Genomic DNA, 11,992 nt, shown 5'->3' with positions numbered 1-11,992 from the left:
CGATCCATCATACGCGCACCCCGTCGAGGCCACGAGCCATGCGGCGTTCCAGCGACCGCACGCCCCAGGAGATGAGCAGCGCCAGCACGAAATAGATGACGAGGATGGTGCTGAACGGCACCAGAGTATTGCCGGTCTGCGAGCGCACCACCTGCGCCTGGAAGGTCAGGTCGGCGAGCGAGATTAGCGAAACGACGGCGGTGGCCTTGAGCAATTCAATGGCGTTGTTGCCGAAGGTTGGCAGCATCACCAGAAGCGCCTGCGGCAGGATGATATGGCGCATGGCTTGCCAGCGGCCGAGATTGAGGGCGGTGCAGGCCTCATATTGTTCGCGGCCGATAGACTTGATGGCGCCACGCACCACTTCCGCCGCATAGGCGCCGACATTGAGGCCCAGCGCCAGCACCCCGGCCTGCAGCGGCGTCAACGAAATGCCGGCAAAAGGCAGCACGAAATAAGCCCAGAACAGCTGCACGAAAATCGAGGTGCCGCGGAAGAACTCGATATAGGCGGTGGCCAGCGCGCGTAGCACGAAAAACCGCGACAGCCGCCCCAGCCCGGCAAGAAAGGCCATGACCAAGGCCAGCACCGACCCCATCAGCGTCAGCTCGATGGTGACAAGCGCTCCTTGCAATATCAGGCCGAAATAGCCGGACCATTGGGTCATTGGGGCTAAGCGTTTCCTCGCTTGGTGATCATTGCAGAACGCCGGCGCCGCCCCTCATCCGCCTGCCGGCACCTTCTCCCCGTTATAGGGACGGGGAGAAGGGTGAAGCTCCAGCGTTGACGCCCCCCTCTCCCCGTTTTTGACGGGGAGAGGCTAGGGTGAGCGGCACTTTTTACTTCGCCGAGCAGAGCTTGTCGCGGCTCGTCGACATTGCCGCCGCCGCCGAGAAGCCGTAAGGCTCGATGATCTTGGCGAACTCGCCGGACTTCTTCAGTTTCGCCAGCTCGACATCATAGGCGTCGCGCAGCGCTTCGTCGCCCTTCTTGAAGGCCGCGCCGTCGCAATAGACCGGCGCACCGACCACCGGCGCGATGACTTCGAGGTTCGGATCATTGGCTTTCTTGACCAGGTCGTTGATCGACAGCACGGGCAGCGAATAAGCATCGATGCGGCCGTCCTGCAGCATCTTCAGGCCGCTCTGGCCGTCCGGCACGACGATGACGCGCTCGCGCGGCACACCTGCGGTGAGCGCCAGCTTCTCTTCAGTGCCGCCACCCGGCGCGCCGATCGTGGCGCTCGCGTCCTTCGCGACGTCCTCGTAGCTCTTGAAACCCTTCGGGTTGCCCTTCTTCACCAGCATCGCCTCGGCGTCGCACAGCACCGGTTCCGAATAGGCGACCGCAGCACAACGTTCCGGCTTCATGAACAGGCCGGCAGTGACGACGTCGAAACGGCCGGCCTGCAGGCCGGGAATCATGGCGCCATATTCCGAGATCGAGGCGACGATATCGTTGACGCCAAGGCGCTTGAAGATTTCACGGGCAACGTCAGGCGCCGCACCCGAAACCTTGCCGTCGGCAGCGACCGCCGTATAGGGCGGCTCGTTGGCGATGGCGACGCGGGCAAAGCCTTGCGCCTTGAGCTCTTCGAGCTTGCTGTCGTCGGCCGAGCCGGCCGTCGAGGCGGCCAGCACCGCCGTCAGCGCAATACCGGCGACGCCGGCCAAAATGGCAAATTTCTTCATTGTTCCCAACTCCTTGTTTGTCTGTCTTCTTGGCTTGCTTGAGGCGTCGCCGCCTCGCATGGCAGTCAGACCCGATGTCCGGCCGCAATGATCTTCTTCAGGAAACCTTGCGTACGCTCCTGTTTGGGATGGCGGAAAATCTCGTCGGGCTTGCCCTCCTCGACTATTCTGCCGCGATCGAAGAACAGCACCCGGTCGGCGAAGTCATGGGCGAAACCCATCTCGTGGGTGACCAGCAGCATGGTCATGTCGGTCTCGGCGGCGAGCTTGCGCATGACGTTGAGCACCTCGTCGACGAGCTCAGGGTCGAGCGCCGAGGTGACCTCGTCGAACAGCATGATTTTCGGCGACAGCGCCAGCGCCCGCGCAATCGCGACGCGCTGCTTCTGGCCGCCTGAAAGCTGCGCCGGCATCGCCTTGGCCTTGTCGACCATGCCGACCATGTCGAGCAGTTCCATCGCCCGCTTTTCGGCGGCGGCCCGCGGCACGCCTTTGGTCAGCATCGGTGCCAGCGTCACATTGTCGATGACGCATTTGTGCGGAAACAGATTGAACAGTTGGAAGACCATGCCGATCTTCTGGCGCATCTTTGCCAAATGCCGTTCATCGGCCGTCAGCAGCCGGCCGTTACGCTCCATGTGGTACAACTGTTCGCCGTCGACCTGGATGTGGCCGCTGTCGATACGCTCTAGCGTCATCAGGATGCGCAGGATCGTCGTCTTGCCCGAACCCGATGGACCGATCAGTGCCAGCTTCTCGCCGGGCATGACTTGCATCGAGAGGCCGTCCAGCACCCTGAAGGTGCCGAAGCTTTTTGAAATGCCGTCGATCTTGATGATGGGAGCCGACAATGAATTTCCCGTGCTGGAGAAGCTTGCCTTTAACGATGCGGATCGCGGCAAATCATGTCAATCAAGAAAATAATATCATGACAATATTTCGGATTCCGCACAATTTCGCGCCATTTGTCGCCTAGATCGCAAGCAGGAGATGCTCGGGATCGCCGAGCAGAAGCTTGGTGACAACGCCGAGACCGGCACGCAGTTCCCCCTCCGTGGTCGAGCCCAGCGAAATCCGTACGGCTGGATGCCAAGGCATCTGCGAAATGCGAAACGACGTGCCGGGCGCGATCGCCACGCCCTGCAGGCGGGCCTGGGAAACAAAGCTTTCCTCACCGCGGTCATCGGGCAGTTGCAGCCAGATATGCAGCCCGTCGCGATGAGCCCGATAGTCCACTCCGGCGAGCACCTCGGCGGCGATGTCCAGACGCCGCCGCAAAGCCATACGCTGCCATCGAACGAGTTCCATCGCGGTGCCGTCGGTCACCCATTTGCTGGCGATCTCGGCCACCATCGGAGTCGCCATCCAGTTCGAGACCAGGTGGCGGTTGGCAACCGCGGCGACATAACGATCGGGCGCCGCGAGATAGCCGATGCGCAGGCCCGGCACCACGATTTTAGTGAAGGAGGTGACATACAGCGTGCGCTCGGGGGCAAACGCCGCGACGGGCGGCGGCCGATCCTCGACCAGCGGGCCGAGCACGTCGTTCTCGATGATGGCGATGTCGTGCCTGCGCGCCACCGCCGCGATCTGCTCGCGCCGGCCGGCATCCATCAGGGTGGCCGTAGGGTTGATCACCGACGGCTGCACGAACACGGCGCGGATGTCCGACAGCCGGCAGGCCTCGTCCAGCGCTTCCGGGATCAGCCCATTGTCGTCGATCGGCAAACCCTCGAGATTGAAGCCGAGATAACGCGCCAGCGGGATCAGCGTGTGGTGACCGATCGCCTCGGTGGCGACGGTCGAGCCGGGCGGCGCCACGCTCATCAGCGCCACTGTCATCCCTGCGGTGGCGCCGTTGGTCAGGCTGATGTTCTGCGGCGACGCGTCGAGGCCACAGAGGCGTAGCCACTCGACACCCACCGCGCGGTGGCGCGGGAACACCATGTTCGGCCTGAACGACAGTGCCGAGCTCGACGGCAGGTTTTCGGCGAGCCAGCCCAGCGCCTGCCTCAGCCGCTCCAGATGCATCGGTTCGCAGACCGGCTTCAGGATGGAGAGATCGATGACCTCGCCCAGCCGCTCCGGCAGATAGGGGGGCTCCGGCTCGCGGCGCTGTGTCTGCACGAAGCTGCCGCGGCCGACCTCGCCGGACACCAGCCCGCGGCGGATCAGCTCCTCATAGGCGCGGCTGACCGTCTGCACGGAAAGTTGCAGATCGTCAGCCAACTGCCGGTGCGTCGGCAATCGCGCACCGTTGGCCAGGCGCCCGTCATGGATGGCCCGCGCGAACTGGTCGGCGAGCGATTGATAGGCCGGCCGCCGGATAAGAGCGGGATCTGGTCGCCAAAATGTCATGACTTATTAGAGATCGAAATCAGTGCAATTGACAATCGAAATAATGCGCCGTCATGGTGTCCGGCACTGGAAGTGGGCGATCATGGCTGCAGCGAAACTCGATCCGATCGATATGAAAATCCTCGACGCCATCCAGCGCGACGGGCGCATCACCAAGCTGGCGCTGGCCGAGAAAGTCGGCCTGTCGCCGACGCCGTGCTGGATGCGGCTGCGCAAGCTGGAAAAGGCCGGCATCGTCTCGGGCTACCATGCCAGGATCGCCATGCGCGCCATCGCGCCGGTCGCTACCGTGCTGATGGAGGTGACGCTGGCTAGCCACCGCCAGGCCGACTTCGACCGTTTCGAGCGCGTCATCCGCGACATCCCCGAGATCGTCGCCTGCTGGTCTGTCGGCGGCGGCGTCGATTACCTGCTGAAGGTGATGGCGCGCGACATCGACGCCTATCAGCGGCTGGTCGACACTCTGCTCGAGCGCGAGATCGGCATCGACCGCTATTTCACCTATATCGTCACCAAGACGGTGAAGGAGGAGAGTGTGCTGCCGGTGGCGGACCTGTTGCCGGCGCAGTCGTGAGGTCGATCTGCCGGACCACACGTCTAGGAGATTGGTCGAGACATTTGTTGCTTCGTCATCCTGGGGCGAAGCAAGGAGCGAAGTGACGCGGCGCAGACCCCAGGATCCATTCCGTGACATCAGGGCGCCGCCACGGCGCAGAATTCTGCTCCGCTGCATTCCCTCTGCGAAGGTCACGGAATGGATCCCAGGGTCTCCGCGACGGAGCTTCGCTCCTGCTTCGCCCAGGGATGACGAGGCTGAGGAGGTGCAGCCAATCTCTCCACGGTTTGCTACAGTCTGACGTACGGCCGGAGAGATCGTCTGCCCGCTCGGTGCAATAGAGACAATCTCTCTACGTGCAGGCACGCAAACAGCCTCTCTGTTTGCGCGGCAGAGATAGTCTTGCGGCATCACCCGAACCGGGAGCCCGATGATGTCCGCACATTTTGCCCGCTCGCACCGCCATGAAGCGCTTGATCGCCTTGCCGACCGGCGGCTGCTGCGCGAACTCGCCTATGTCGCTGGCCACTGGACGGCGAGCGAGACCGCGGAGAGTTTCGAGGTGACCGATCCGGCCACCGGATCCACCGTCGCTTTCGTTGCCGCGCTCGATGCCCGGCAGACCACATTGGCGATCGATGCGGCATCGCGCGCCTTTCCTGCCTGGCGCGCATTGCTGCCGCAGGAACGGTCGAAAATCTTGCGAAAATGGTTCGATCTGATCGTCGCCGCCAAAAATGACCTGGCCCTGCTGATGACGCTAGAACAAGGCAAGCCGCTGAAGGAATCGCGCGGCGAGATCGACTACGCCGCCTCTTTTGTCGAATGGTATGCCGAGGAGGCCAAACGCCTCAACGCCGAAAGCGTCACCAGCCATCTGCCAAACGCCGAGATGGTGGTGCGACGCGAACCGCTTGGTGTCGTCGGCGTCGTCACCCCGTGGAATTTTCCCGCGGCCATGCTGACCCGCAAGGCGGCGGCCGCCCTCGCCGCCGGCTGCACCATCGTCGCGCATCCTTCCTCGGAAACGCCGCTGTCTGCACTGGCGTTGGCCGAGCTTGGCGAACGTGCCGGCCTGCCGGCTGGCGTGTTCAACGCCCTCACCGGCAGGGCTTCGATCATCGTCGGGCGGATGTGCGAAGACCCGCGGGTTCGCGCCATGAGCTTCACCGGCTCGACCGAGATCGGCAGGTTGATCGCCGCGCAAAGTGCGCCGACGATGAAGCGTCTGGTGATGGAGCTTGGCGGTCATGCGCCTCTGATCGTCTTCGCCGACGCCGATCTCGACAAGGCTGTGACCATCGCCGTCGACGCTAAATTCGCCACCTCCGGCCAGGACTGCCTCGCCGCCAACCGCATCTATGTCCAGCGTCCGATATACGATCGGTTCTGCGCTGCTTTCGCTAAACGCGTCGAGGCATTGCGGGCCGGCAATGGCCTCGCTGACGACACCGAAATCGGACCCTTGATGCACGAACGCGCGGTCAAGAAGGTCGAGGAGCAGGTGGCCGATGCGCTCGCCAAAGGCGCGCGTTGCCTGACCGGCGGCAAGCGCCATCCTGCCGGGCCGCTGTTCTACCAGCCGACCCTGCTGGCCGACGTTGGAGACGACGCTTTGATCATGCGCGAGGAGACCTTCGGTCCGGTTGCGGCAGTGACGCCTTTCGACAGCGAAGACGAAGTCGTCGCCCGCGCCAATGCGACAGAGTACGGCCTGGTCGCCTATGTCGTGACTGAAAACGGCGGTAGGCAATTGCGCATCGGCCGCGCGCTCGACTATGGCATGGTCGCCATCAACCGCGTCAAGATCACCGGCGCGCCGGTCCCGTTCGGCGGCGTCAAGCAGTCCGGCATCGGCCGCGAGGGCTCGCGTCACGGGCTCGAAGCCTTTACCGACTTCAAATATCTCTGCCTCGACGTGGCGTAACGCCCCGTCAGGCTTTTGCTTTCAAGGAGTAAAAAATGCTCGACCAGTCCAACGAACTCGCCGCCTGGGATCGCGATCATTTCTTCCATCCCTCGACCCATATGGGCACGCATGCGCGTGGCGAGAGCCCGACGCGTGTGATCGCCGGTGGCGAAGGCGTCACCATCTGGGACAATAACGGTCGCAAGAGCATCGATGCCTTCGCCGGGCTCTACTGCGTCAATGTCGGCTATGGCCGCCAGAAGATAGCCGACGCCATCGCCGCGCAGGCCAAGAACCTCGCCTATTACCACGCCTATGTCGGCCACGGCACCGAGGCATCGATCACGCTTTCCAAGATGATCATCGACCGCGCGCCGCAGGGCATGTCGAGGGTCTATTTCGGCCTCTCCGGTTCCGATGCCAACGAAACCAACATCAAGCTGATCTGGTACTACAACAACGTGCTCGGCCGGCCGGAGAAGAAAAAAATCATCTCGCGCTGGCGCGGCTATCACGGCTCCGGCATCATGACCGGATCGCTGACCGGCCTCGACCTGTTCCACAACGCCTTCGACCTGCCCCGCGCGCCGGTCCTGCACACCGAGGCGCCCTACTATTTCCGCCGCGCCGACCGCTCGCTGAGCGAGGAGCAGTTTTCGCAATACTGTGCCGACAAGCTCGAGGAGATGATCCTCGCCGAAGGGCCGGAAACAGTCGCTGCTTTCATCGGCGAGCCGATCCTCGGCACCGGCGGCATCGTGCCGCCGCCGGCCGGCTACTGGGTAAAGATCCAGGCGGTACTGAAGAAGTACGACGTGCTGCTGGTTGCTGACGAGGTCGTCACCGGCTTTGGCCGGCTGGGCACCATGTTCGGCTCCGACCATTACGGCATCAAGCCTGACCTGATCACCATCGCCAAGGGCCTGACCTCGGCCTATGCGCCGCTCTCCGGCGTCATAGTCTCAGACAAGGTCTGGCAGGTGCTCGTCCAAGGCTCCGACAAGCTCGGCTCGCTCGGCCATGGCTGGACCTATTCGGCGCACCCGATCTGCGTCGCCGCCGGCGTCGCCAACTTGGAACTGATCGACGAGATGGACCTAGTGCGGAACGCCGGCGAGACCGGCGCCTATCTCCGCGCCGAGCTGACGAAAGCCGTCGGCGGCCACAAAAACGTCGGCGAGGTGCGCGGCGACGGCATGCTGGCGGCGATCGAGTTCGTCGCCGACAAGAACGATCGCGTGTTCTTCGACGCCACGCAAAAAATCGGGCCGCAGGTCGCGACCACCCTTGCGGCAAGCGGCGTCATCGGCCGGGCCATGCCGCAGGGCGACATTCTCGGTTTCGCGCCGCCGCTCTGCCTCACCCGCGAAGAGGCCGACATCGTCGTGTCGAAAACAGCCGATGCGGTGAAAAGCGTGTTTGCCGACATCTGAAGAACCGACATGAATGCCATGACCAAGACCCTCCCCGCCACCATGGCCGCCGTGCAGCTGATCGGTCACGGCGGACCGGAAAAGCTCGTCTACCGCACCGATGTGAAAGTGCCCTCGCCCGCCCGGGGCGAAGTGCTGATCAAGGTCACCGCTTGCGGCATGAACAACACCGACGTCTGGGTGCGCCAGGGCGCCTATGGAACGGAGGAGGATGCCGCCGCTGTGTCGACCTGGCGTCGTCAGGGCAATACGCTGAGCTTCCCGCGCATCCAGGGCACCGACACGGTCGGCAACATCGTTGCCGTCGGCGACGGCGTGTCGCCGGCCCGCATCGGCGAGCGGGTGATGGTCGATTTCTCCATCTACAATCGCGACGACGATTCACTCGCCGACATCGACTATATGGGCCACGGTCGAGACGGCGGCTATGCCGAATACCAGGCGGTGCCTGCAGAGAATGCCCATGTCGTCGATACCGATCTGAGCGACGTCGAGCTTGCCACTTTCTGCTGCGCCTATCTCACCGGCGAGCAGATGCTGGAACGCGCCGCATTGAAGGCCGGCGAGCGTGTGCTGGTCACCGGCGCCTCGGGCGGCGTCGGCTCGGGCATCGTGCAGCTGGCGCGGGCGCGCGGCGCCATTCCCTATGCGGTTGCCGGCAAGGGCAAGGAACAGGCCGTGCGTGACATCGGCGCCGAGGCGGTGATCACCCGTGGCGTTGCCGATCTGCCGGCCGCCGTCAGCGCGGCGACCGGGGGCCAGCCGATCGACGTGGTGGCCGATCTGGTCGGCGGCGCGATCTTCAACGACCTCCTGCGCATCTTGAGGCCGGAAGGCCGCTATACCACGGCTGGTGCAATTGCCGGCCCGGTCGTGCAGCTGGATCTGCGCACCATGTATCTGAAACAGCTGCAACTGCATGGCTCGAGCCAGGGCACACGGGCGGATTTCCGCCGCATCGTGCGCTACATCGAGGAGAAGAAGATCCGGCCGCTGGTCGGCGGCGTCTACAAGCTGTCCGATTTCCATCGCGCCCAGGCGGATTTCATCGCCAAGGATTTCGTTGGCAAGCTGGTCGTCGTGCCGGATGCGATCGCCAAAATAGCGCGTCGACCAAAAACGCCTATGACAGGCTCGGGCCGTTCGCGGACGCGGTGAGGTCGAGCGCCACATCCAAGCAGCGTTTTCGTGATGGCTTTGTTTATCTGAATGAGCAAAACCCATTCTGATTTGGCTGCACGCCGGCAACAAGGATTCCTGACCCTCTCCTGCGGCGTTATAAGGTTTTCGCGATTTTCTTATAACTCCCGCTTGCGTCCCTTGAGGTCATGCCGCTATAAGAGAACCGCATTTTTCTTATAACCGGAGCCGCCTGACATGAAGACGGTCGACCTCGTTTACCGCACGATGTATGCGGAACTCGTCCAGCGATCCTTGGACGCAGCCTTCGAAACGGATTTCCCTACGACGGGCAATCTCGTCAAGGTGCCCGTCAAGGGCAAGGTATACTGGTATTTCGAGGAAACGCAGCCGACGAAGACGCGACGGTATGTCGGGCCTGACAGCGATCCCGAGATTGCAAAACGCGTCGAATCCTTCCGTCAGATCAAGGACGACCTCCGCGCCCGCAGGAAGCTGGTATCCACGCTCGTGCGCGAGGCAGGGCTGACAGAACCCGAAAGGTTCACCGGGGATGTCGTCGAGGCGCTGGGGAAGGCTGGCATCTTCCGCTTGCGCGGCGTCCTGGTCGGCACAGTCGCCTTTCAGTCCTACGCGGGCTATCTGGGCGTGAAGCTGCCCGGTGCAGCGTTGCAGACGGGCGATGCAGACTTCGCCCTATTCCATTCCGTGTCGGCCGCGGTCGAGGACAGCCTGCCGCCCATCCTCGAAATCTTGAGGGAGATCGACCCAACCTTCAGGGAAATCCCTTACAGATCAGATCCCGGACACGCGACGCAATTCGAGAACGCAGTCCGATACAAGGTCGAGTTCCTTACACCGAACACGGGCAGCGATGACTACGCCGATCATGCAACCTCGATGCCGTCTTTGGGCGGTGCATCCGCGCAGCCTCTTCGGTTTCTCGATTTCCTGATCCACGAACCAATCAGAACTGTGCTGCTGCATCGATCGGGAGTGCCTGTCGTGGTACCGTCGCCCGGACGATATGCGGTTCACAAGCTGATCGTTGCCTCGCGCCGACAGAACAACGCAAACGGCGTGGGCAAGCGGGAAAAGGATGTCCACCAGGCAGCACTTCTGGTCGAGGCACTGGAAGCTACCCGTCGCCAGGACGATCTCGCCATCGCGTTTTCGGAAGCGTGGGACAGGGGGAAACATTGGCGTGAAGCGATACAAAAAGGACTTGGCTTGATTCCCCAGAAACAGCGTGGCGACGTCGAGGCGACGATCGTCAACGCACTTTCAGGAATCGGCGAGGAACTGGAAGGATTCAGCGGCTCATCTGCGAAAACAAAGCACGGAGACTAAACGGCAGCAACGGGTGTGGAGGGTAACCTTCTGCCAGCCGTCGCCGAGGCGTTTTTGTTTTCAGGTTTCAAAATCGACTTTGCCTATTCAGCTCTGCGATCGGACCTGCTTGACGGCAGCCTCGAGCGACCGTTCAAACGCGTCGATCACCTGGTCGACCTGCGGCTCGGTGATGATCAGCGGCGGGCAGAAGGCCAGCGCGTCGCCCATATTGCGCGAGATGACGCCGTTCTGCTGCATGAAGCCGTTGACGAGCCCGCCCAGTTCACCGGTCTTCCCCCACGGCGTCTTGTTTGCCTTGTCGCCGACCAGCTCGACCGCCGCGACCAGGCCGATGCCGCGCACCTCGCCGACAAGCGGGTGCGAAGCGAGCGTGCGCAGCCGCTTCTGCAAATGCGCGCCGACCGCACGCGCATTGCCGACAAGGTCGCGCTCCTCGATCAGCTTCAGGTTCTCGAGCGCGACCGCTGCCGCAACAGGATGGCCGCCGCCGGTGAAACCGTGGCCGAAGGTGCCGATACGGTTGCTCTCGTCGGCGATCGGCTCGAATACCTTGTCATTGATCAGCAGGGCTGAGATCGGCAGGTAGGACGAAGAGATCTGTTTCGACAACACCATGATGTCGGGCCTGATGCCGAAGGTCTGCGAGCCGAACATCTCACCTGTTCGGCCAAAGCCGCAGATCACCTCGTCGGCGATGAGCAGGATGTCGTATCTCGATAGCACCGCCTGTATCTTCTCCCAGTAGCCGGCCGGCGGAACGATGACGCCGCCGGCGCCCATGATCGGTTCGCCGAAAAAGGCGGCGATGGTTTCCGGTCCTTCGGCGAGGATCAGCTTTTCCAGCTCGTCGGCGAGCCGCGTCGAAAACAGCTCTTCGCTTTCACCCGGCAGCGCCTCGCGCCAATGGTGCGGCGTCGAGGTGTGCAGCACATTGGCGATCGGCAGATCGAACGAAGTGTGGTTGTTGGGCAGTCCGGTCAGGCTTGCCGAGGCGATGGTGACGCCGTGATAGCCCTTCTTGCGGCTGATGATCTTCTTGCGCGCCGGCTGGCCGAGCGCATTCGACCGGTACCAGATCATCTTCATGGCCGTATCGTTGGCCTCGGAGCCGGAATTGGTGAAATACGCCTTGCTCATCGGCACCGGCGCCATCTGCACCAGTCTCTCGGCGAGATCGATCAGCGGCGAATGCGATTTGGAGCCGAAATCGTGATAGTAAGGCAGCTTCGACATTTGCCGTACTGCCGCATCGACCAGCCGCTTCTCCGAAAAACCGACCGCGACGCTCCAGAGCCCCGCCATCGCCTCGATATAGCGGTTGCCGGCAAGGTCCTCGACATAGATGCCGTCGCCCTTCTCGATGACGAGCGGCCCCGACTCCTGATGCTTGCGCGCATTCGTATAGCCATGCATGTGAAAGCTTATGTCGCGGGCTTCGGGTGAATTCGGTCTTGCGTCCATGACGGCTCCTGTGCTGCACGCGGAACAGTCCTGCCGCCGGTCCGGCTCAGCAGGTCCCCGTGCGTTATGCCGTTTGATGCATCTTTCTCGA

At 62.8% G+C, this 11,992-nt stretch carries 10 protein-coding genes; 5 read left to right on the top strand and 5 right to left on the bottom strand.

All coding sequences use genetic code 11. The features are described 5' to 3' along the window. Nucleotides 1–7 precede the first annotated feature (7 nt). From ehuC to ehuR, 4 genes are all read right to left on the bottom strand, one after another. Complete coding sequence (gene ehuC, locus NKI70_RS09990) at nucleotides 8–667, bottom strand: ectoine/hydroxyectoine ABC transporter permease subunit EhuC (protein WP_254819481.1); 660 nt, start codon at nucleotides 665–667, stop codon at nucleotides 8–10. A gap of 172 nt (nucleotides 668–839) precedes the next feature. After that, entirely contained in the window at nucleotides 840–1,691 is an 852-nt protein-coding gene (gene ehuB / locus NKI70_RS09985; RefSeq protein ID WP_023677200.1) for an ectoine/hydroxyectoine ABC transporter substrate-binding protein EhuB, read from the bottom strand. Between the two features lie 65 nt (nucleotides 1,692–1,756). Continuing rightward, a complete protein-coding gene (ehuA, locus tag NKI70_RS09980) occupies nucleotides 1,757–2,542 on the bottom strand; it encodes an ectoine/hydroxyectoine ABC transporter ATP-binding protein EhuA (protein WP_352699431.1) in 786 nt (261 codons plus the stop codon). Between the two features lie 121 nt (nucleotides 2,543–2,663). Further along, on the bottom strand, nucleotides 2,664–4,049 hold the full coding sequence (gene ehuR / locus NKI70_RS09975; RefSeq protein ID WP_352569064.1) for a MocR-like ectoine utilization transcription factor EhuR: 1,386 nt from the start codon (nucleotides 4,047–4,049) through the stop codon (nucleotides 2,664–2,666). 82 nt (nucleotides 4,050–4,131) lie between these two features. Between ehuR and NKI70_RS09970 the strand changes: the two genes are divergently transcribed. From NKI70_RS09970 to NKI70_RS09950, 5 genes are all read left to right on the top strand, one after another. Then, nucleotides 4,132–4,623 (top strand): Lrp/AsnC family transcriptional regulator, encoded by a 492-nt coding sequence (locus NKI70_RS09970; RefSeq protein ID WP_352569063.1) that lies wholly within the window; start codon nucleotides 4,132–4,134, stop codon nucleotides 4,621–4,623. A 415-nt stretch (nucleotides 4,624–5,038) separates the two neighbouring features. Further along, nucleotides 5,039–6,532 (top strand): NAD-dependent succinate-semialdehyde dehydrogenase, encoded by a 1,494-nt coding sequence (locus tag NKI70_RS09965; RefSeq protein WP_352569062.1) that lies wholly within the window; start codon nucleotides 5,039–5,041, stop codon nucleotides 6,530–6,532. Between the two features lie 35 nt (nucleotides 6,533–6,567). Continuing rightward, the gene (locus NKI70_RS09960) at nucleotides 6,568–7,947 is read left to right on the top strand and encodes an aspartate aminotransferase family protein (RefSeq protein ID WP_352569061.1); all 1,380 of its coding nucleotides are present in this window, start codon (nucleotides 6,568–6,570) and stop codon (nucleotides 7,945–7,947) included. Nucleotides 7,948–7,956: 9 nt separating this feature from the next. Next, complete coding sequence (locus NKI70_RS09955; RefSeq protein WP_352569060.1) at nucleotides 7,957–9,105, top strand: alcohol dehydrogenase family protein; 1,149 nt, start codon at nucleotides 7,957–7,959, stop codon at nucleotides 9,103–9,105. A gap of 219 nt (nucleotides 9,106–9,324) precedes the next feature. After that, entirely contained in the window at nucleotides 9,325–10,437 is a 1,113-nt protein-coding gene (locus NKI70_RS09950) for a nucleotidyltransferase family protein (RefSeq protein ID WP_352569059.1), read from the top strand. 87 nt (nucleotides 10,438–10,524) lie between these two features. Here NKI70_RS09950 and NKI70_RS09945 read toward each other — a convergent pair whose 3' ends face one another. After that, on the bottom strand, nucleotides 10,525–11,901 hold the full coding sequence (locus tag NKI70_RS09945; RefSeq protein ID WP_352455373.1) for an aspartate aminotransferase family protein: 1,377 nt from the start codon (nucleotides 11,899–11,901) through the stop codon (nucleotides 10,525–10,527). Between the last annotated feature and the right edge of the window lie 91 nt (nucleotides 11,902–11,992).

It is taken from the genome of Mesorhizobium sp. M0500 (genome assembly GCF_040321165.1).
Classification (GTDB): Bacteria; Pseudomonadota; Alphaproteobacteria; order Rhizobiales; family Rhizobiaceae; genus Mesorhizobium.
This window is presented reverse-complemented; position numbering and strand designations above follow the sequence as displayed.